This is a genomic window from Colwellia aquaemaris, from assembly GCF_057548755.1.
In genome coordinates this window covers 437,513-458,054 of record NZ_BAAJLV010000003.1, presented here as the reverse complement: position 1 = coordinate 458,054, position 20,542 = coordinate 437,513, and the positions used below count along the sequence as shown (strand labels likewise).

The window sequence follows — 20,542 nt, the reverse complement described above, 5'->3', positions numbered from 1 at the left end:
AACTTAGCAATACATAACTATTACGTAAGAGAATAACATGTTAACAATTTACCATAACCCTCGCTGTTCAAAAAGCCGACAAACCTTGGCCTTAATAGAAGAAAACAATCAAGACGTAACTATTGTCGAATATTTAAAAACACCACTTAATGTTGATGAGCTATCTCAGTTATCTGCACAGTTAAGTTTATCGCCAAGAGCAATGATGCGTGTAAAAGAGGCTGAGTATAAGGAACAAAACCTAGCAGACGCAGACGATACTAAGTTATTATCGGCAATAGCTTCAACACCAAAACTGCTTGAGCGCCCTATCGTCACTAAAGGCAACAAAGCCATTATTGGTCGACCACCAGAAAACGTTCTGGCTTTATTTGAGCAAAAGTCATAATACTAATGAAAAACACTCGAAGATTTTCAACCGCACAGCTAAAAAATATTGCCTTATTTGGCTATTTTTCGTTACTTATTTTTATGCCATTGTGGTTAATTTTTATTACGGATGATAGCGCTTTATCTGTGCCATTGACCTTAGTGATGTTTACAGTACCCTTGCTCTTTCCAATGAAGGGTTTAATACAAGGTAACCCATACACATACGCTTGGTCTAACTTTGTAGTCATGATTTATTTTCTGCACAGTTTAACGACTTTATGGGTTTCTGCGAATGAAAAACATTGGGCACTATTAGAGCTTATTTTTGCCACTATCATGTTTGTTGCAGGCAGTTATTATGCAAAGTACCGCGGTCAAGAATTAGGCTTAAGCATTCGTAAAAAGAAAGAATAATAATCCTTTATAAAAGCTAGTAGCTGTTAATCACACCTTAGTTGCTAGCTTCTAATTTTCTCATTAAATAGAAACCTTTAATTTGTAGTATTTACACTAACTTAATTTTTTCTCGCCTTTACTCTTAAACAAAAATTCGTTAAAAATAATATCGATATTACACTATACATGCTAATTTTCATTTTTATGAACTTTATCAAGTATTTTCAGGTCTATTTATTAAGTGAAATACAAATACTAAGAGGCTTAAATGAATTCGACTCATTACCTTCGCAACGGTTTCTATATATCTACAATAATTCTACTTCAAGCTTGTGGAGGAGGAAGTAACTCCAATAGCAACACAACTACCAACGACTTCGTACCTGACGTTACAGATACTGGGATTATTGCATTTGATGAAGCAATAAAAATTGCCCAACCCGTCGACTTATTTCTTTATTACCCTAATGACAACCTTAGTAATATCTCTTGGCAACAAACAGCCGGTACTAATGTAACTTTTCATGCTAAAAACTCGAAAGGTATTGCCTTTACACCTACTGCAGCGGGCGATTATAGTTTTCAGGTAAGTTTTACGCGCAACGGCAGTCAGGAGCAATTAACACATACGGTTAATGTAAGTAACGAAAATAACCAAATATCTGCAAGGCTTGGACATGCTGTTTTAGAAGGTAATAGCGTTTCCCTTAGAGCTTCAATTGAAAACGCCAATATCACAACAGACTCAATTCAATGGCAACAAGTTTCGGGCCCAAATGTTACTTTTAATGAGACTACAACAGGTAAAGAGGCAGTATTTTTTACCGCCCCAGAGGTGAGTAAAGATAGTTTCTTAGAATTTATTGTTAGCGCCTCTGATGGCAGTAATACGTATCAAGATACTGTTGGTATATTAATCGAAGATGCACTTGCAATTAGTACAGATAGTAACACCGCATATGATTCTCGGTTAGCCACTACATTTCCGTTTAATGCTAACTCTCCATATGCAGATGTATTAGTAAAATGTGTTTATAGTAACAGCATAGATTTTCGTAGCACTTGCCCTTTAAATGAACTGCCTTTGATTGCACATGACACTACAACGCCAACTGTTGATGATATTATGGACCGCGTCGTTGTATCCCATCAATGGATGGGACAACGTTTTAGAGAATTTCTACAAAACAATGATACTCATGGTGACTTTAAAAACCTATTAAGAGCCACTACCGCTATTGTGATTTCATATGATGTTCGCCCTTCTTATTATTGGGCAGTAACAGGTGCTATACATCTAGATCCAAACAATTTATGGTTGACTCCAGATGAACGAGATACAATTAACCAAGCCCCTGATTTTAGAGCATCATTTGGCGACAGTTTAAATTTTGTTATGCCTTGGCGTTATGTAAAAAATAATAACTATGCCAGCTTTTACTACCCAGAAAATGTCCGCATAACACGTGATGCTAGCGATGGTGTTAATGCCTTGGCGGCACTTATGTACCATGAACTTGCCCATGCCAATGACTATTTTCCAAAATCCTCCTGGGCCAGCCTAGATCGCAATGCGCCAATTTTAGAGGCGGTAAACAAAATAATTGAAGATACGGGTATTCAGTCAGACCTGCTTGCAACAGCCCTCCCCCTTAACGGTGCAGAAATGTACCGATTGGCACAAGTTCGCTACCTAGGTGAAACAGCAACCGCGACGGAGATGAACTATAGCCCAAGTGATGTTGCTGGCTTTTTTAGCCCAGAGCATTCACCACATTTTTATAATTATTCGAGTAAACGTGAAGATTACGCCATGCTATTTGACGAGTTGATGATGAAAGTTCGCTACGATGTTGATCGCGATATATCAGTAACCAATCAACCGCAAAGTGCAGATGAGGAATATATAGTAACCTGGGGACAACGTGGACGAATTGGCGACAATAATATAAAACCTCGAGTTGAATATGTTACGCGAAGAATATTACCTGAATTTACCAATATTAGTGCTACGATTAATAATTTAGCCTTGCCAATAGCAATGCAGCCAGGAAAAACTTGGGCTGAGAACCTTGCTATAAGCCCAACCACTGGTAATCGACTAAATAAAGATGCCAGCGAGTCGCCATTAAATAAAGGCGTTTATTATCGCCAAGCGGCAAATGGCACTATGTATTATGAAAAGCCATTACCGACAAAAGTAGGTAAATAAATACGCTTTAATTAAGCAAAAAGCACATCTTTAACGAAGGGAATGGTGATACGTCGCTGTTCCCTTATTGATGCCTGATCTAACTGCTCTAATGCCGCCAGTAAACTGGTCATGTCACGCGATAAGCGATTAATTAAAAAGCTCGCAACATCATCACTGATAAATAAGCCACGTTGTTGTGCTCTATATTGCAATGCGAAAGACTTTTCTTTATCAGTTAAAGGTTTAAGTTGCTCTGTTAAGCCCCAACTTAATCGAGATACTAAATCGGGCAAGGTGATATTTAGCTTGGCAACACTTTGATCGCCAGTAATAATTAAACACTTATTTTGTTCAACCATACGATTATATAAATCAAATACAGCTTGCTGCCACTTTTTATTACCAGCAATTAATTGGATATTATCAAGACAAACCAAGTCAATATTTTCTAGACCTTCAAGTACATCAACAGATAATTGCGTTAATTCAGAAAATGACAGACATAAACTAGTAACGCCGAGTTTGTCAGCATAAACACAACTTGCGTGTAATAAATGACTTTTACCAACACCGGCTAAACCAAATAAATATAAACTATTTACTTTTTTATGAGGCTCAGCTATCTGCTCTAAATAATGCTTAAGTTGCTGAACAACTAATTGATTACTTTCACTTTGAAAACTTGCAAACGTTTCATCATCTGGCAATTGCACTGACAAGGTCAGTTGAGAGATTTTTTTCACTTCTGCCCCCAAAAGAAAACTGCCACTTCATTCTTTTGTGCAGGCCCCGCAAGCGGATCTATATATTGATTAAGTTCTTCACTTAACTTAAGTGATGCAAGTAACGCTTGTTGAGAACCAATAAGTGACAATTTAAACCGTCGATTACTGCCCTGTGCGCTGATAAGCTGTACTGATTCAACCGCCGATAATTCAGCTAAAAAGTCTGATACTGCGATTAAATCAACTAAGTTATCAATATTTGCAACATCGATTAAAAATTCATTACTATTTGACGTCGATAACGCATATTGCTGATAAATAACATCGGTAATTTCTGAAAGCGCCGTATTTAACATAACGAGTACATCATCACCTTGATATTGCTGACTAAATATTTGTGAGTACTCATCTTGCGCATCCGCCATTAAACTCCAATCCAATACTATTGGCTGAGCTTGACAAAGAGGCTGACAATCTAATTCTTCCTGTTCAACAACTAGGCTGTTATTTGAAATTCTTATAACAACAATCGCTTCAGCTAAGTAACGAGCTGATGCTTGAGCTACGGGTTGTGCAAAACGCCCCCAAACATCTGTGGTTGTTAATGCTGATAAATCGGTTAAATCCATAATCGGCATAACAAGTGGTAAACCACGTAACTGGGAAAAGTCGTCAATTGCACTTGGAATAGTCGAAGTCGATGTCGCCGAAAGTAAATTCCGCTCTAAGCCGTTTTCTTCAATAACCCAAACCATTACCTGTGGGCGTAAACGCCCCCAAATAGCTAAATCACTTTGTTTAAATAAGTTATTTATTTTCGTTTCATTAAAAGAAACATTTAAATAGGTCGTTTCATTACTTCGAATATACTGATACTGATTTACATAACCGTTGTAATTCTTTATTGCTTGCGACACCAAAGGATGTTCAATTTTCTTGCCACCAACTTTTGTAATAACCCCTTCAAGGGCATTTTTTAGCGCACGAACCCGATCAGCAGCTGATTGTGAACTCACAACAACTTTTGCACTGTATAAGTTTTCTACTTCGATAGCATTAACGCTAAACGACAGTATAAAAAATAAGAAAATCAGACAATTTCTGAGCATATATGGCATTAACAAGTGTTTCATAATAAAGATCTTATCATAATGTTACTGATTTTTATCACTTATAAAAAATAATTTCTTTTAAAGATTTTCAGCGCGTCTTTGCGCTGGTAGAATGTGCGCCATTATTATATTCACAAGCTACTTAACTAAATAATTGAGGTTCCCCGTGAGCGAAGAAAAACAGTCTTTAAGTTATAAAGATGCTGGCGTTGATATAGATGCAGGTAATGCCCTAGTTGAAAATATTAAAGGTGCAGTTAAGCGCACTACTCGTCCAGAGGTTATGGGGGGGCTAGGTGGTTTTGGCTCTATCTGCCAACTTCCTACGGGTTATAAAGAACCTGTACTCGTAGCAGGTACAGATGGCGTAGGTACTAAACTACGTTTAGCTATCGATTTGAAAAAGCATGACACCGTAGGTATCGACTTAGTTGCTATGTGTGTTAACGACCTCATCGTACAAGGCGCTGAACCTTTATTCTTCCTTGATTACTATGCAACAGACAAACTAGATGTTGACGTAGCTTCTGCAGTTGTTTCTGGTATTGCCGATGGTTGTGTACTTTCCGGTTGTGCTTTAGTTGGTGGTGAAACTGCGGAAATGCCAGGCATGTACCATAAAGGTGATTACGACATCGCTGGTTTTTGCGTAGGTGTTGCTGAAAAGTCTCGTGTTATTGACGGAACTAAAGTTGCCGCTGGTGATCAATTGATTGCCTTAGCTTCATCAGGCGCTCATTCAAACGGCTTCTCTTTAATTCGTAAAGTATTAGAAGTTAACAACACGGACACAAACGAGTTATTAAATGGTAAATCAATTGGTGATCATTTAATTGAACCAACAAAAATATATGTTAAGTCTGTACTAGAGTTGCTTAAGCACGTTGACGTACACGCATTATCACATATTACGGGTGGTGGCTTTTGGGAAAACATTCCACGCGTATTACCAGAAAGTGCCCAAGCAATTATTGACGGTAATAGCTGGCAGTGGCCAGAAATATTCAACTGGTTACAAGAAAACGGTAACATTACAGAACACGAAATGTACCGTACCTTCAACTGTGGTGTTGGCATGATCATAGTAATTCCTGCAGGCGCTGTTGAGCAGAGCCTTGAAATATTAACCGCTAATGGTGAAAACGCTTGGCATATTGGAGCAATTGCTGATCTAGAAGCTGGCCAAGAACAAGTTATTATTAATAAAGGTTAATTTTTCATGCGAAGCCGAATTGTAGTACTCATTTCCGGCAGCGGCACTAACTTACAGGCAATCATTGATGCCTGTAAGTTAGAAAACTACGGTGGCGATGTGGTCGCCGTTGTTTCAAATAAAGCTGACGCTTATGGATTAACCCGCGCACAAGAAGCAAATATTGCCACTGCGGTAGTCTCTCACAAAGACTTTAACAGTCGTGAAGATTACGATAGCGCTTTGATTACCCAGATTAATGAATATCAGCCTGATCTCATTGTGCTTGCTGGCTTTATGCGAATTTTAACGCCTAAGTTTGTGCAAACTTATCAAGGCCGATTAATCAACATCCACCCTTCTTTACTACCTAAATATCAAGGTTTGCATACGCACCAACGTGCTATTGACGCTGGCGATACTGAGCACGGTGTCAGTGTTCATTTTGTCACAGAGGAACTTGATGGCGGTCCAGTGGTCTTACAAGCAAAGGTGCCTGTATTTCCTGAAGATACCGCAGCTGATCTTGCGCAACGTGTGCACCAACAAGAGCATAGAATTTATCCGCTTGTGGTTAATTGGTGTTGCAATAAACGCGTGACCATGGATGGTGAGAAGGCATTATTTGATGGTGTTGTTTTACCTGCTTCAGGGTATGCTAGCGAAGAATAGAATTAATTTTTAGAGAACTTATATGTTAAAACCATTACCTTATGCCGCTTTGTTATTGTCTAGCCTAACATTGTTTAGCTCCACATCTTCTGCAGAGACAGCAGATCATGAAAATAAGGTAATGGTGCCAGCATTCAAAGCCAACTATACAATTTTACGCAGCGGTAAAGCCGTTGGTAAAGCGTCACGTGAATTACAATACTTAGACAGTGGAATGGCACAATATAGCTATCATACGGATATTGAATGGTTAATATTTTCTGATACCCGTGAAGAAACTTCTACAGTAAAACTTAACAACACTAAAGTAACGCCAATCAACTATGTTTATAAACGCGAAGGAACAGGTCGAGATAAGTATTATGAGTGGAGTTACGACACTGCCAATAACACAGCTACAGATAAAAAGAAAAATAAAACAAAAAACGTAGACTTTCCTGAAAATATTCAAGACTCATTAAGTTATCATTTGCAACATCGCCTTAATTTGATCAGCAAACCTGAACAAAAGCAATTTGTTTACCCTGTTATCAAATCATCTGGCTCACTGAAAAATTATGTTTATCAATATGATGGTGAAGAAGAAATCATGTTACCTTACGGTTTAGTCAAAACCGTAAAATTTAAGCGAGAAGTGGTTGAGAAAAAACGTATTACCTACGCTTGGTTTGCCCCAGAGCTTGATTACCTGTTAGTAAAACTTTATCAAATTAAAGGTGATGTTGAGCAATTTGAAGCGCAACTGGAATCGGTTGACTTTGTAAAATCGAATGACACAACCAGTAAATAGCGCACGGTAATTTAAAATAAAGTGGTTAAACTAACCACTTTATTTACTTTTATTCATTTATCGTACTTTCACAGATCAATAACCCTTTACTAAATAGTAACCCTTGCCCTGCTTGCATTTTTTGCCAGGTTTCATCATCAGTTAACGGTTGAGTGGCAATAACGGTAACAATATCGTTTTCGGTGGTTTCTTGTTCAAAATTAACCACCATTTCCGCATCAATTAAACTCGCTTTACCAAATGGCGCCCGTCGTGTTAACCAATGTAAGTTGTTAGCACAATAAACAAATAGATTATCGCCATCGGTTAATAGTAAATTAAAAACGCCTAACTTATTAATTTCGCGACATTTTTCAATAATAAAATCAAACAGTACGTCTGCTTGCGGCTCTTTGCCATCAAATTCAAGCAATAATTGCTCAAGTAACCAACAAAAAGCATGCTCACTGTCAGTTTCACCAACAGGTATATGATATTTAATCATTAATTCGCTTTTATAGTTTGCCAATTGGCCGTTATGTGCATAAGTCCAATTTTTTCCCCACATAGGGCGAATAAATGGGTGAGTATTAACTAGTGATATTTCACCTGAATTAGCTTGCCTAATATGACAAACCACAGTTTCACTTTTAATAGGATAATCTGTTACGAGTTTCGCAATAGGTGATTCTGCACTCGGTAATGGGTCTTTAAAACTACGACAGCCCTTGCCTTCATAAAATGTAATGCCCCAACCATCTTTATGTGGCCCGGTATTGCCACCACGTTGCATCAGGCCACTAAAACTAAAACAAATATCAGTTGGTACATTAGCGCTCATGGCTAATAATTCACACATTAACTAAACTCCATCCGGTAACCTTAACGCTCAGCTACCTCGTATTAACAAATAATTTGAATTTATTCTCTATAGCCATTAAGCTTAAAGAATCAATCTGGTCAGACCTCAAGGCGTTTGGCCTAAATAAGCAACAACATTAAGGAAAATTTGTGGACTACTTAACTTGGGCATTACTTGCCATCGCGCTCAGCGGTTTTATGGCCTATTCAAGGGCTTCACTCACTTCATTTACCCTAGCTTTTACTGTGCTTATGGTCGTCGGCACAATTTTTAATGCAATCTCTTTTTTCTCATGGTTGCTATTTATTGTAATTGCTATTCCGCTCAACGTCGCCGACATTCGTAAGCAATATATCACTAAGCCTTTACTTACAATGTTTAAAGGTATTATGCCAGAAATGTCAAAGACCGAACAAGAAGCAATTGACGCCGGTACAACCTGGTTTGAGGCTGAACTTTTTCGTGGCACACCTGATTGGAAAAAACTCCATAACTATCCAAAACCTCGTCTAAGTGCTGAAGAGCAAGCATTTTTAGATGGCCCTGTTGAAGAAGTTTGTCGTATGACTGACGACTGGCAAACAACCCACGAGCTTGCTGATTTATCACCCGAGGTTTGGCAGTATTTAAAAGACAATAAATTCTTCGCCATGATCATCAAAAAACAGTATGGCGGCTTAGAATTTTGTGCTTATGCGCAATCACGTGTACTTCAAAAACTGTCGAGTGTTAGTACAGTATTATCTTCAACCGTTGGTGTACCAAACTCTTTAGGCCCAGGCGAGTTACTACAACACTATGGCACGAAAGAACAACAAGACTACTATTTACCCCGCTTAGTTAAAGGCGAAGAAATCCCATGTTTTGCATTAACTAGCCCAGAAGCTGGCTCAGATGCCGGCGCTATTCCAGACTTTGGTGTGGTATGTCGTGGTGAGTTTAATGGTGAAGAAGTGCTAGGCATGAAACTTACCTGGAATAAACGCTATATCACGTTAGCACCAATTGCTACGGTGCTTGGTTTAGCCTTTAAATTAAAAGACCCTGATCATTTATTAGGTGAGCAAGAAGACTTAGGTATTACTTGTGCCTTAATTCCAACAGATATTGAAGGTGTGATCACCGGACGTCGTCATTTCCCATTGAATGTGCCATTTCAAAATGGTCCAACACAAGGTAATGAAGTATTCGTACCGTTAGACTTTATTATTGGTGGCCCAGAAATGGCTGGTCAAGGCTGGCGCATGTTAGTGGAATGCTTATCGGTTGGTCGTGCGATTACCTTGCCGTCGAATAGTGCTGGTGGCATTAAATCGCTAGCACTCGCAACAGGAGCCTACAGCCGAATTCGTCGACAATTTAAAATTTCAATTGGTAAGATGGAAGGCGTAGAAGAAGCACTTGCTAGGATTGGCGGTAATGCCTATTTAATGGATGCTGTAACGACTATGTCGACAGGTGCTATTGATATGGGTGAAAAGCCGAGTGTTATTTCAGCAATTTCTAAGTACCACTTAACGGAAAAAATGCGCAATTGTGTTGCTGATGCCATGGACATTCATGGGGGTAAAGGCATTTGCATGGGCCCTAGTAACTATCTTGCTCGCGGTTATCAAGGAGCACCCGTTGCAATTACTGTGGAAGGTGCCAACATTCTTACTCGTAGTATGATCATTTATGGTCAAGGTGCTATTCGCTGTCATCCTTACGTTTTAGCTGAACTTTCAGCGGCAGGAAACGAAGATGAGCAACAAGCATTAAACGACTTTGACCACGCTCTATTTGGTCATATCGGCTTTGCTATTAGCAACATTTGCCGTAGTGTATGGTTTTCTTTCACTGGCAGTTACGCACTTAACGCTCCATATAGTGACGGCACAAGACGCTACTACCAATTAATGACTCGCTTTAGCTCAAACTTAGCCATGTTGTCTGATGTTGCTATGTTGACCTTAGGAGGTGACTTAAAACGCCGTGAACGAATTTCTGCAAGACTAGGTGATATTTTAAGCTATCTTTATTTAGCTTCGGCAACTCTTAAGCGTTATAACGATGAAGGCCGACAAAGTGCCGACTTCCCATTAGTACAATGGGCCGTTGAAGACAGTTTGTACAATATTCAGCAAGCGATCAGTGAACTTATTAGCAACTTTCCGAATAAGCTAGTCGCAAATGTTTTAAAGGCTGTTATTTTACCGTTAGGTTGTAATTTAAAGAAACCTTCAGATATTACCGATCATAAAGTTGCTAAGTTGATGCAGTCACCAAATGATAGTCGCAATCGTTTAGGCGAAGGACAATATATTACACGTGAGCCTGAAAACGTACTGGGGCAACTAGAGCAAACTCTTGATGATATTATTGCTTGCGAACCAATATTTGACAAAGTTTGCCGTGAATTAGGTGAAAAACTACCGTTTTATAGTCTTGATATTGTTGCAGAAAAAGGACTGTCGGCCAATATTATTAATCAGGATGAAGCTGATTTATTAATTGCCACTGAAATTGCAAGAAAGGCTGCAATCAATGTTGATGACTTTGATTCTGATTACCTAAAGGCGGGTTAATAATTAACAAAAAATCAGCATATGAAACCTCTTATTCTATCCGGAATAAGAGGTTTTTTTATGCGTTATTGGCAGTTTTTAAAGACAATTTATCTTTGATAAGGGTCTACCCTCTTATACTTATTGGAAAGTTTTGCTAACATTGTTTCTTGTTTGTAACAAAACAGTTTACGAGGAAGTTTGTAAGTGCTTTAAAAACACTATAAGTTAGCCTCGATTAAAACCGTTATCATAATAATAATAAATTAAATATTAACAGCCCCCCTCTGTGAGAATTGAAAATAAATGTTAGTAACCAACGAACAAAGTACAAAAAAAAGACGCAGTAAAGGCGAACGTACCAAGCACCTTATTTTGGAATCTGCCATTGCTATTTTGGCAACACATGGGATCAAAGGCGCAACACATAGAGCAATAGCATCTCATGCCGATATTCAGTTGTCTTTAACCACTTATTATTTTAAAGACATTCAAGAGTTAGTGCAGCAAGCATTCGAGTTAAATGCTAGCAATATCATCAATGAAGTTGGCAATTTATGGCAACCAATAATTGAGCTTGTTGATGCCTACAGTAAAGCTGAATTACGCAAAGTTAGTATTCGGGTTGCATTAAGAGCCCAGCTGGCACAGCAGTTAACCGATATGGTGCTCAATAATGCTAATGCAAACCAGCAACAATTAATTGTTGAGCAACAATTATTTAGTGAAATACAAGTAACCAACTCACTTACGGCTGTAGCTCAACAACTTTATGAAGCACAGTTACATCCTTGTCGACAGTTATGTCAATATTTCGCTCAAGATGACATTGAAGTAAGCGCACAAGTACTTTTAAGCCAAATTCAGCAACTAACTTACCGTAGCTTATTGCCAACTTCGTCTGAGATTAACGAGCATATTTATAAAACTATCAGTCAGTTACTAGCAATAGTATTGAGAATAAAGCCCTAGTAATTAAAATTTTGTACTCGCTTAACAAATGGGTTAGATTAAGTCATCCGACCATCTAACCTAGCGAGTCAAATTAGTGGATTTTAGCGAGCAATTTTCAACACATCAACAATACTTCTCTAGTCATAAAACACATGATTTAGAATGGCGTAAACACCAACTTCAACAAATTAAGCGCTTAGTCAATGAAAATGAGCAAGATTTTCTCGACGCACTTGCTAGCGATTTAGGTAAACCTGCGCAAGAAGCTTGGGTTACTGAAGTTTCCTATGTTACCGGTGATGTTGATCATGTTTGCAAACGACTAAAAAGTTGGGCAAAAAAGCGTCGCGTTGCGACACCAATTGTCGCGCAACCCGGCCGTTCATATATCCAACCAGAGCCTCAAGGTACAGTACTTATTATTGGTGCATGGAACTATCCCATGCAGTTAATACTTGCACCATTAGTTGCCGTTATTGCTGCTGGTAATTGTGCAATTGTTAAACCATCAGAACTTGCTCCAGCAACTTCAAAACTTATTGCCAAACTCATCCCACAATATTTAGACCGTCAGGCTGTTTCTGTTGTTGAAGGTGCGGTTGAGGAAACTACTGCCCTACTTGCCTTACCGTTTGACCATATTATGTATACAGGCAATGGCCAAGTTGCTCGTATTGTTATGTCTGCCGCTGCTAAGCACTTAACCCCTGTAACCTTAGAACTAGGTGGCAAAAGTCCGGTTTATGTCGATAGCAGCGCCGATTTAACAATAACAGCACAACGTATTGCTTGGGGCAAATGGATGAATGCCGGGCAAACCTGTATTGCACCTGATTATATTCTTACCTCTGCTGATATGGTTAAACCACTGGTAGACGCGCTGAAGGCGCAAATAGAAAAGATGTTTGGCAAAGATCCAAAGCAAAGTGCAAGTTATGGAAAAGTCGTCAATGAACGTCATACTGAGCGTATTAGCCAGTATTTATCAGGGCTAACAGTAGATGTCGGTGGCAACTTTGACATTTTAGAACGCTATATTGAGCCTACAATCATTGTTGACCCACCTTTAGACTCCTCACTTATGCGCGATGAAATTTTCGGTGCAATACTACCCATTATCACTATCGATAATTTTGAAGCTGCAAAGCGCTTTGTGAAAGAACGCGATAAGCCATTATCGTCATACATATTCAGTAAAGATAACCAGCAATGCCAAACTTGGGTTAATGAAATTAGCTCAGGTAGCCAATGTATAAATGACGTTATTATGTTTAATGCGGTACCAGAATTACCCTTTGGAGGCATAGGGCCAAGTGGTATGGGCCAATATAGTGGCAAAGCAGGTTTTGATAACTTCAGTCACTTAAAATCTGTATTAGCAAGACCTTTCATTAAGGATTTACCGGTTAGGTTTGCTCCTTATGGAAAAATGAAATTTAAGTTTCTCCGTTGGATACGTTAAAACATAGGCTTAGTTTATTGTTTTAAAATATTTACATAGCAAGGTGATTATATGAAGTATGAACGATTAGGTAGTAGTTCACTAGAAGTGTCGCGTATATGTTTAGGCAGTATGACTTGGGGACTACAGAATAATCAAGCTGATGCTGATCATCAAATTGATTATGCACAAATGCAGGGAATTAACTTCATCGATACTGCGGAAATGTACGCGGTACCACCATCAGCCGATACCTATGGACAAACTGAAACTATCATAGGTAATTGGCTCAGTGCTAATCCGTCACGACGTAAAAACATTGTTTTAGCATCTAAGATTGCTGGCCCTGGACTTTCTTATATTCGTGGCGGTAGTAAAATATCTGGAACAACAGTAATTGCAGCTGTTGAAAACTCCTTAAAACGACTACAAACTGATTATATCGACCTATACCAATTACATTGGCCAAATCGTCAATCACCTCATTTTGGCAATCACTGGCCAAACTCTAACAATTACACCTCAGTGAATGCTGAGCAACAAACTGAAGAGCTGTTAGATATTTTACAAGGACTCAATACTTGTATTAAAGCAGGTAAAATTCGCTACTGTGGTTTATCTGACGATACACCATGGGGCATTAATCAATATTTACGTTTAAGTAAAGAACATAACTTACCGCGAATGGTTTCGATTCAAAATGAGTTTAACTTATTGCACACAAAAGATTGGCCTTATTTGATTGAAAACTGTGTTCATGAAGATGTTGCCTATTTACCTTGGTCACCATTAGCAACGGGGTTACTAACAGGAAAATATCTAAATGGCCAACGTCCAGCGGGCAGTCGCTTTACCTTAATGCAACGACATGGGTTGTTTCGAGACACCGAACAGGCAAATGCTGCGGTAAAAGCTTATCTTGATATTGCAACACGACATAATTTATCGCCAGCACAATTAGCCTTGAAATGGTGTGATCAAATTAATGGGGTAACCTCGACAATTATTGGCGCAACAAACCTCGCCCAGTTAGCCGAAAACATTGACGCTTTCAAAGAGCCTTTACCGCATACAGCGGCTGAAGATATTAAGCAAGTATTAAAACAATTCACATCACCATTTTAACTGGGGTGTATTGATTAAATCACCTTTAATTCCAACAAAAATCATACCACAAAGGTCATCACGCCCTAACCTAGCTGGTACTACTTAAGCATATTTAACGATAAACTCGCAATAACAAGTGTGTTCTATTAGCTTAGCTCTCTATCTGGGTGGATTTCACCAATATGATAATAGGCAATTACTTTTCAATTAAGCTCGCTTTTATGTAATGCCATTCACTTACATCGAGGCGAAAATCACCTTGAACAGCGGTGTAACGAACACATACAGTACTGCCTGCGCTTATCATGTCATAAACAATAAACTGATAACCTAAAAATTTATCTTTATTAGCTTCCACTAAGGTTAAATATGCTTGTTTGCTTGATATTGTGCCAAACGGGCTTTGATGGATAAAATCATCACTGATGGGTAAGTCATGAAAATCTCCCGATTGCCAAATATCAAACCATTTTTGCACTAAGTCTTTCATCCTTTATTCCTGAAAATGCTGCTGTAAGAATAAAAAAAACCGTACTTATTAAAGTACGGCTTTTATATGTTTTAGCTAATTACTATCATTTTATAAGGTGTTTATAAAAAAGAAAGTAACTCTTCATCAAGTTGCATTAATGTTTTAGGATCAGCCATCATAGTGGTTGCCAATGACTTGGTACGAGGTAATAAACGCTCAAAATAGAACTCGGCGGTTTTAATTTTCGCGCGATAAAAATCACGATTTTCAACATCTGTTGCTAATTTTTCATAAGCGGCTTGTGCCATTTGCGCCCAGAAATATGCCATCACTACATAACCAGAATACATTAAGAAATCAACGGACGCAGAGCCAACGACATCACGGTCTTTCTTCGCTTTAAGCCCTAAACGAATAGTATATTGCTGCCATTTTGCGACAGTTTTACTTAATGGCCAAATAAACTTATTCATTTGTCGCTTATGTGGATTGCCTGACAGCATACTCTTATCTTTACAGTAAATCAGTATCTCTTTAGCAAAAACATTCAACGACTTACCACGTGTCATCAATATCTTACGGCCTAGTAAATCTAGTGCTTGAATACCTGTGGTACCTTCATAAAGTGTCGAAATACGGGTATCACGTACAATTTGCTCCATGCCCCACTCTTTAATAAAACCATGACCACCAAATATTTGTAAACCATGGTTAGCACTTTCTGAGCCTAGTTCAGTTAAAAATGCTTTTAAAATAGGCGTTATAAAGCCTAAGCTAAAATCCGATTTTTTACGCTCTTCTTCTGATTTGGCATTTTCAATTTCATCAACGAGTTTCGCCGTATAATAAATCATGGCACGGCCACCTTCACTGATAGCTTTTTGCGTCATCAGCATTTTACGAACATCAGGGTGGCAAATAATCGGATCAGCCACTTTATCTGGATGCTTAGTGCCTGATAACGAGCGCATAGACAAACGTTCTTTCGCATAGGCCAACGAGTTTTGATAAGCAAGCTCTGCAGCACAAACGCCTTGTAGAGCAGTACCTACTCGGGCAGTATTCATAAAGGTAAACATACATTCTAAACCTTTATTTTCTGGGCCAATAAGTACACCTTTAGCATTGTCGAAGTTCAGCACCGCAGTTACTGAAGCTTTGATGCCCATTTTATGTTCAATTGAACCACAAGAAACATTATTAAACTCAGTTATATTGCCTTGCTCATCTGTTTGCATTTTCGGTACGATAAACAACGAAATACCTTTAGTTCCTTCGGGAGCACCTGGCAGTCGAGCCAAAACTATATGTACAATGTTGTCAGTTAAGTCATGTTCACCTGCAGAAATAAAAATCTTAGTACCGCTAATATTATAAGTACCGTCACCGTTTGGCTCAGCTTTAGTTTTAACTTGCCCTAAGTCAGTACCACATTGCGGCTCAGTTAAACACATGGTACCGGTCCATGAACCTTCAATTAAGCGAGTAAGGTATAATTCTTTTTGCTCATCTGTACCGTGAGTGTGAATAGTATTCATCGCACCGTGGCTCAAGCCAGGATACATTGCCCAAGACCAGTTTGCAGTGCCCATCAGCTCAGACACCACCATACCTAATGATGACGGCAAGCCTTGGCCACCGTGCTCAACTGGGTGAGACAAACTAGGCCAGCCACCTTCAACAAATTGTTGATATGCACCTTTAAAGCCTTTCGGTGTAGTCACCGTGCCATTGTCAAAGGTACAACCTTCTTGATCACCGCTTTGATTAAGTGGTAGCAGTTCGTTCTCACTGAATTTTGCACATTCTTCAATAATCGCATCAACTAAGTCAGGCGTAGCCTCTTCAAATTCAGGGTGCTTTTTGTAATGTCCGTAATAGTCAAACACATCTTCAAATAAGAATTTAATATCTGCAACCGGCGCTTTATAACTCAGCATGTATAACTCCTAACACTTCTAATAATAATTTTTTGCATTGCTGCATAAGTGTTAATGAGTATACACACACATCCGACCAGTGGTCAAACCAGTAATGAGCTTTCTCGAAAAAGAATTAAAAAAAATCCAATAAAGTCTTTATATTTAGGGAGTTAATCTCATAGTTCAAGAATGGAGCATAGCAACTAATCTTGCTATTGTGTGCTGTTACAGTCACTTGCTATAACTTTTTATTCAAGAAAGTGTGAGAAATTTTGAACGGAAATAGGCCAAAAGGTCATAATTATGCCCCTTTAGCCCAATGAGCTTTTACAGCAAAATGGTAAACTTAATAAATATAACGCTATTAGCTATGCTGCATCGTACGAAATGCCATATTTGTCACCCTGATATTTTAATAACATGAACAAATATGCCATTGCTAACAACATTAAACCTCCTACTAAGGCCGGCTCACTAACGATGCCTAAGCTACAAAATATAAAACCGCTAGCATGTGTAATTATTTCAATTCTAACGGCAGAATTACGCGTAGGCCGAGTTTGTAAAAAGTTAAATACAAACCAAAATTTGAGTAACCAAGGCAGTTTCTGCCAATTGTCTGATTGTTTGTCCACGTTAAACTTCTCCTGATTTAAAGCTGCAATATCAACATTAAGTGCCGAAGCTAAACATTTTAAAGACTCTACACTAGCATTCTTACCGCTCTCTATACGTTGTATTGTTCTAACATTTAGCCCTGACATTTGTGCTAATTGCTCTTGCGATAACTGACGACTCAAACGTAGTTGCTTTAAAATCATGACTTCTTATACCTTTGCACTTACAAACCAAAATTATTTATCACTTTATAAACTGTCAGGTACGAATTCTCGCCGACATTTACCCGACATCAGAACTAATTGCTTAAAAATCACACACAAAAATACAATGTTTTACTTTTAAAGCGCAGACCAACTTTGTTTTATCCCCCAGATATGTACCAAAGCTATCACTAAGCAAATACTCGAACTCCACAGCCAAAAATCAGGTGTTCGTCCCAAAGGATTAAATATAAGAAAAAAGCCAGCAATCGCTCTTAAAAAGTAAAGAGTTGAAATTAGAACTATTAATATTCGAGTAAAAGGCAAAGTGATAATTACACCTGCTGCAGAGAAAGCATACAACGCCCAAACAATTAGTACGGCAACAATACCGCTGGTAATTATCGTTGGCTGCCAGCTGCCTTGCTCTGCCATTATTGCCATTTGCTCACCAGCCCCAAAAAAGCGATACCAAGTTGCGCCAAAATAAATACAACCAATATGCAGTAAAGCCGCTAAAGTAGTAAGTAAACCACCAGTAATTAACCAAATATTCATTATTTATAGTCCTTTATTTTTCTAACTGTAATTATCAGTTAAGGTTACGCGATATCGACAAATATATATCAGTCATAGTTGCTGTTTCGCTAACATTAAAAATTAATTTACTTTACAAATAGCGGGAAATATCTAAATTCAAATGCAGAGTTGACAATCCATTGCAAGTACAAAAACTGCCTAGTAGCTCCCAAATGTCGTCGCTGCCAATTAGACGATATTTAGCACATCCACTCGTGGGAATAACCTTGTTAATTATTCCTTGGCTATTCTCAGCTGTTTTATGGTTAGTGTACAAGCAATATCAAAACAATATGCCTCGTGCCGCGTAATATTTAGGTCATCATAAATAAAGTGAAAACATTTGCTTTTGCCTAGAGGCAAGCGGTGCTCATTTCGCCAATTAATAAGTGTTGTAATACTGCTACTAATCTTCTTGTAGCCAATCGAGATAACAGCGAAAGAAATATTGCCAATACCCCGCAACCGCTGACATATCAGTTAATTGCTGCTGTAACTGCGCCAACTTAGTTTCATCAACAAGCGTTTCTTCATCAGGAAAAAACTTTGCTTGCGTTTGCTCCCCTTGGCTTTGTAATAAGTGCATGCAGTCTATAAAACCCATCAATGTAGTACTTACCTGTTCACTCTCCCAACCTGACTCTCCTAAAAAAGCCGTATAAACAGGAAAGTCTTGGTCATATATATCAACAAAATATGGGTCGCCTAATTCTGTGTCTCTGGCAATAACTTGCCAAGATGATTGCCAATCACCAACGTTAGAGCCAGATATGTCATTCCCCTCTTCATCTTGCCCAAAACCATGTTGCGCTTGGGAAAATGTTGATGCTGAGGTCATCAACAAAAAACCTTGTGGCCCAAAAAATACCGCATCATGCATGAGAGTGCTTAAGATATTGCTTAACTTGTTTTCCACTACGATCACCTACTCTAAATAGTTTGAAATTGAAAATAACGTCGAATTTAATTACAGCGACTAGATACACTATGTTGCTAAATAACTAGTTGAATATAATGCTAGATTTACCAAGGCACTCGGCCATAGAGATATTATGTCACAATTGAATATCACAAACCTTCATAACGAGTATTATCGGTGAAAAGCATTTGCCAAAATATAAAATTTAACCAAGAGCGTTGGCCTGTATTTTGTATATAGGCAAGCATGTCAAATTTTTGAATTATCAAAATGCTTAACAATATAAACAACTACGGCTCAATCTTAAACACAAGCTTAAATAGTGCTTCATCGTCAGCACAAAGCTCAGAAGTTGACAACATAATTGAAAATTATAAAGCACAAGATGTTGATAAATTGCCAGAAAACAGTAAAAGCCAAAATAGTTTGTATCTTTCAAGCCGAGCCCAAAAAATTAACGCCATCAGTAGTGAATTTTTCAATGGTGCGGAGCTTAACTTTAACGACGTTGAAACACTAAAAGAGCGCGCTTATCAATTAGGGCTGATCTCACAAAATGAATATGCGAAATTAACCAATTCAACCAGCAAAACTGAAAACCAAGTAAATGAAATTGAAAACACGACGATAAGCCTAACCGGTTTTCTTGATGATCTACTTAAGCGTCTACAATCAGACGAAAATAATGAAAGCCACGATAGCGAAAGTTCAGATGAACAACAAAGTGAGGCGTTAAATGCACTAATTAAAGCCCTAGAGGGAGCAAAAGAAATAATTACCCATGTTGAGGAAGCAAAGCAAAAAGATGACTTCAAAGATAAACTTGCAAATACACTAAGCTTATTAAAAGAGACGATTGACGCACCAACCTTTGAGAAAATACCACTAAATGACAAAGTTGGATTAAGTAAAGTTTATCAAGCTTTAGAAATTGTAGAGCAACTAACACCGCAGCGCCTAACGAATGAGAAGCTTAACAAGTATCTAGATTTGTCTTTTAGCTAGCTCATTGACAATCTTTATTCAATTACGAATGATCAATATGTATATCATGAGGAAATGCTCGACCTTTCCCAATCTCTAACGCGTCTTTAAGGCTTAATAAAAAAACGGCCCATTTTGTACTGCAATGCGCCATAAAGTCTGATGATTCTTGCCAATTTGAATGACTAAAATTAACAAATGTTTGCTCTGCCTGTGGTTGAATGTCGAAGCAAATTTCTGTCGCTTGCCACGCTTGCGGCATATCACCGCTATGCTGCCAACGAACTAACTTATTTTTTATTAACTCCGTAACTTTAAAATCAGGGCCTCCGCCATTAAAACGAAACTGAATTATGGCACCAACATCACCAGCACCAGCAACATCATTGGTCCACCAAGTCATTATTCCTTCATTCGTGGTAAGCGCGTGATAAACATCTTCAGCTGAGGCTTTTATACCAACACGGTGGCTAATAGAGTACATAGCGTTTTCCTTTATGATG

The 20,542-nt window shown here is 38.4% G+C and carries 20 protein-coding genes; 11 read left to right on the top strand and 9 right to left on the bottom strand.

The genetic code is table 11. The features are described from left to right. Nucleotides 1–37 precede the first annotated feature (37 nt). From arsC to AC27HL_RS11540, 3 genes are all read left to right on the top strand, one after another. Complete coding sequence (gene arsC, locus AC27HL_RS11550; RefSeq protein ID WP_487081142.1) at nt 38–388, top strand: arsenate reductase (glutaredoxin); 351 nt, start codon at nt 38–40, stop codon at nt 386–388. Nucleotides 389–393: 5 nt separating this feature from the next. Further along, nucleotides 394–786, top strand: a complete 393-nt coding sequence (locus tag AC27HL_RS11545; RefSeq protein WP_487081141.1) for a DUF2069 domain-containing protein — start codon at nt 394–396, stop codon at nt 784–786. A gap of 250 nt (nt 787–1,036) precedes the next feature. Next, a complete protein-coding gene (locus tag AC27HL_RS11540; protein WP_487081140.1) occupies nt 1,037–2,980 on the top strand; it encodes a hypothetical protein in 1,944 nt (647 codons plus the stop codon). 11 nt (nt 2,981–2,991) lie between these two features. Here the strand turns inward: AC27HL_RS11540 and hda are convergent, their stop codons facing one another. Together hda and AC27HL_RS11530 are read right to left on the bottom strand one after the other, a co-directional pair. Further along, nucleotides 2,992–3,705 carry a DnaA regulatory inactivator Hda gene (gene hda / locus AC27HL_RS11535; RefSeq protein WP_487081139.1) on the bottom strand — a complete coding sequence of 238 codons (714 nt, stop codon included), beginning with the start codon at nt 3,703–3,705 and terminating at the stop codon, nt 2,992–2,994. After that, on the bottom strand, nt 3,702–4,820 hold the full coding sequence (locus tag AC27HL_RS11530; protein ID WP_487081138.1) for a DUF2066 domain-containing protein: 1,119 nt from the start codon (nt 4,818–4,820) through the stop codon (nt 3,702–3,704). Before AC27HL_RS11530 ends, hda begins: the two co-directional genes overlap by 4 nt. A gap of 145 nt (nt 4,821–4,965) precedes the next feature. Between AC27HL_RS11530 and purM the strand changes: the two genes are divergently transcribed. From purM to AC27HL_RS11515, 3 genes are read left to right on the top strand one after another with little or no spacing between them, the layout of a single operon-like run. After that, on the top strand, nt 4,966–6,012 hold the full coding sequence (gene purM / locus AC27HL_RS11525; RefSeq protein ID WP_487081137.1) for a phosphoribosylformylglycinamidine cyclo-ligase: 1,047 nt from the start codon (nt 4,966–4,968) through the stop codon (nt 6,010–6,012). Nucleotides 6,013–6,018: 6 nt separating this feature from the next. Continuing rightward, a complete protein-coding gene (purN, locus tag AC27HL_RS11520; RefSeq protein ID WP_487081136.1) occupies nt 6,019–6,663 on the top strand; it encodes a phosphoribosylglycinamide formyltransferase in 645 nt (214 codons plus the stop codon). A 22-nt stretch (nt 6,664–6,685) separates the two neighbouring features. Next, on the top strand, nt 6,686–7,453 hold the full coding sequence (locus AC27HL_RS11515) for a DUF3108 domain-containing protein (RefSeq protein WP_487081135.1): 768 nt from the start codon (nt 6,686–6,688) through the stop codon (nt 7,451–7,453). A 49-nt stretch (nt 7,454–7,502) separates the two neighbouring features. Here the strand turns inward: AC27HL_RS11515 and AC27HL_RS11510 are convergent, their stop codons facing one another. Further along, nucleotides 7,503–8,291, bottom strand: a complete 789-nt coding sequence (locus AC27HL_RS11510) for a class II glutamine amidotransferase (protein WP_487081134.1) — start codon at nt 8,289–8,291, stop codon at nt 7,503–7,505. Between the two features lie 152 nt (nt 8,292–8,443). Between AC27HL_RS11510 and fadE the strand changes: the two genes are divergently transcribed. The 4 genes from fadE (at nt 8,444) to AC27HL_RS11490 (ending at nt 14,360) form a co-directional block, all read left to right on the top strand. Beyond that, nucleotides 8,444–10,861 carry an acyl-CoA dehydrogenase FadE gene (gene fadE, locus AC27HL_RS11505; protein WP_487081133.1) on the top strand — a complete coding sequence of 806 codons (2,418 nt, stop codon included), beginning with the start codon at nt 8,444–8,446 and terminating at the stop codon, nt 10,859–10,861. A 285-nt stretch (nt 10,862–11,146) separates the two neighbouring features. Continuing rightward, nucleotides 11,147–11,812 (top strand): TetR/AcrR family transcriptional regulator, encoded by a 666-nt coding sequence (locus tag AC27HL_RS11500; RefSeq protein WP_487081132.1) that lies wholly within the window; start codon nt 11,147–11,149, stop codon nt 11,810–11,812. A gap of 76 nt (nt 11,813–11,888) precedes the next feature. Then, complete coding sequence (locus AC27HL_RS11495; RefSeq protein WP_487081131.1) at nt 11,889–13,256, top strand: aldehyde dehydrogenase family protein; 1,368 nt, start codon at nt 11,889–11,891, stop codon at nt 13,254–13,256. A gap of 51 nt (nt 13,257–13,307) precedes the next feature. Then, entirely contained in the window at nt 13,308–14,360 is a 1,053-nt protein-coding gene (locus AC27HL_RS11490; protein WP_487081130.1) for an aldo/keto reductase, read from the top strand. 178 nt (nt 14,361–14,538) lie between these two features. Here AC27HL_RS11490 and AC27HL_RS11485 read toward each other — a convergent pair whose 3' ends face one another. The 5 genes from AC27HL_RS11485 to AC27HL_RS11465 form a co-directional block, all read right to left on the bottom strand. Then, nucleotides 14,539–14,832: a nuclear transport factor 2 family protein gene (locus tag AC27HL_RS11485; RefSeq protein WP_487081129.1), complete on the bottom strand. Its 294-nt coding sequence runs from the start codon at nt 14,830–14,832 to the stop codon at nt 14,539–14,541. Between the two features lie 101 nt (nt 14,833–14,933). Beyond that, complete coding sequence (locus AC27HL_RS11480) at nt 14,934–16,754, bottom strand: acyl-CoA dehydrogenase C-terminal domain-containing protein (RefSeq protein ID WP_487081128.1); 1,821 nt, start codon at nt 16,752–16,754, stop codon at nt 14,934–14,936. 350 nt (nt 16,755–17,104) lie between these two features. Further along, on the bottom strand, nt 17,105–17,557 hold the full coding sequence (locus tag AC27HL_RS11475) for a helix-turn-helix domain-containing protein (RefSeq protein WP_487081127.1): 453 nt from the start codon (nt 17,555–17,557) through the stop codon (nt 17,105–17,107). 138 nt (nt 17,558–17,695) lie between these two features. Continuing rightward, a complete protein-coding gene (locus AC27HL_RS11470; protein ID WP_487081126.1) occupies nt 17,696–18,115 on the bottom strand; it encodes a hypothetical protein in 420 nt (139 codons plus the stop codon). A 427-nt stretch (nt 18,116–18,542) separates the two neighbouring features. Beyond that, nucleotides 18,543–19,052, bottom strand: a complete 510-nt coding sequence (locus tag AC27HL_RS11465; RefSeq protein WP_487081125.1) for a hypothetical protein — start codon at nt 19,050–19,052, stop codon at nt 18,543–18,545. Between the two features lie 273 nt (nt 19,053–19,325). On the opposite strand from AC27HL_RS11465, the gene AC27HL_RS11460 reads away from it, so the two are divergent. Continuing rightward, complete coding sequence (locus AC27HL_RS11460; RefSeq protein WP_487081124.1) at nt 19,326–20,060, top strand: hypothetical protein; 735 nt, start codon at nt 19,326–19,328, stop codon at nt 20,058–20,060. A gap of 22 nt (nt 20,061–20,082) precedes the next feature. Here AC27HL_RS11460 and AC27HL_RS11455 read toward each other — a convergent pair whose 3' ends face one another. After that, nucleotides 20,083–20,523 carry an SRPBCC family protein gene (locus tag AC27HL_RS11455; RefSeq protein ID WP_487081123.1) on the bottom strand — a complete coding sequence of 147 codons (441 nt, stop codon included), beginning with the start codon at nt 20,521–20,523 and terminating at the stop codon, nt 20,083–20,085. Nucleotides 20,524–20,542 lie beyond the last annotated feature (19 nt).

Bases quoted from the DNA above. Each gene is read 5' to 3' on its own strand.
- arsC (WP_487081142.1), top strand. From the start codon at position 38: ATGTTAACAATTTACCATAACCCTCGCTGTTCAAAAAGCCGACAAACC.
- AC27HL_RS11545 (WP_487081141.1), top strand. From the start codon at position 394: ATGAAAAACACTCGAAGATTTTCAACCGCACAGCTAAAAAATATTGCC.
- AC27HL_RS11540 (WP_487081140.1), top strand. From the start codon at position 1,037: ATGAATTCGACTCATTACCTTCGCAACGGTTTCTATATATCTACAATA.
- AC27HL_RS11530 (WP_487081138.1), bottom strand. From the start codon at position 4,820: ATGAAACACTTGTTAATGCCATATATGCTCAGAAATTGTCTGATTTTC.
- purN (WP_487081136.1), top strand. From the start codon at position 6,019: ATGCGAAGCCGAATTGTAGTACTCATTTCCGGCAGCGGCACTAACTTA.
- AC27HL_RS11515 (WP_487081135.1), top strand. From the start codon at position 6,686: ATGTTAAAACCATTACCTTATGCCGCTTTGTTATTGTCTAGCCTAACA.
- AC27HL_RS11510 (WP_487081134.1), bottom strand. From the start codon at position 8,291: ATGTGTGAATTATTAGCCATGAGCGCTAATGTACCAACTGATATTTGT.
- AC27HL_RS11500 (WP_487081132.1), top strand. From the start codon at position 11,147: ATGTTAGTAACCAACGAACAAAGTACAAAAAAAAGACGCAGTAAAGGC.
- AC27HL_RS11490 (WP_487081130.1), top strand. From the start codon at position 13,308: ATGAAGTATGAACGATTAGGTAGTAGTTCACTAGAAGTGTCGCGTATA.
- AC27HL_RS11485 (WP_487081129.1), bottom strand. From the start codon at position 14,832: ATGAAAGACTTAGTGCAAAAATGGTTTGATATTTGGCAATCGGGAGAT.
- AC27HL_RS11480 (WP_487081128.1), bottom strand. From the start codon at position 16,754: ATGCTGAGTTATAAAGCGCCGGTTGCAGATATTAAATTCTTATTTGAA.
- AC27HL_RS11475 (WP_487081127.1), bottom strand. From the start codon at position 17,557: ATGATTTTAAAGCAACTACGTTTGAGTCGTCAGTTATCGCAAGAGCAA.
- AC27HL_RS11470 (WP_487081126.1), bottom strand. From the start codon at position 18,115: ATGAATATTTGGTTAATTACTGGTGGTTTACTTACTACTTTAGCGGCT.
- AC27HL_RS11460 (WP_487081124.1), top strand. From the start codon at position 19,326: ATGCTTAACAATATAAACAACTACGGCTCAATCTTAAACACAAGCTTA.
- AC27HL_RS11455 (WP_487081123.1), bottom strand. From the start codon at position 20,523: ATGTACTCTATTAGCCACCGTGTTGGTATAAAAGCCTCAGCTGAAGAT.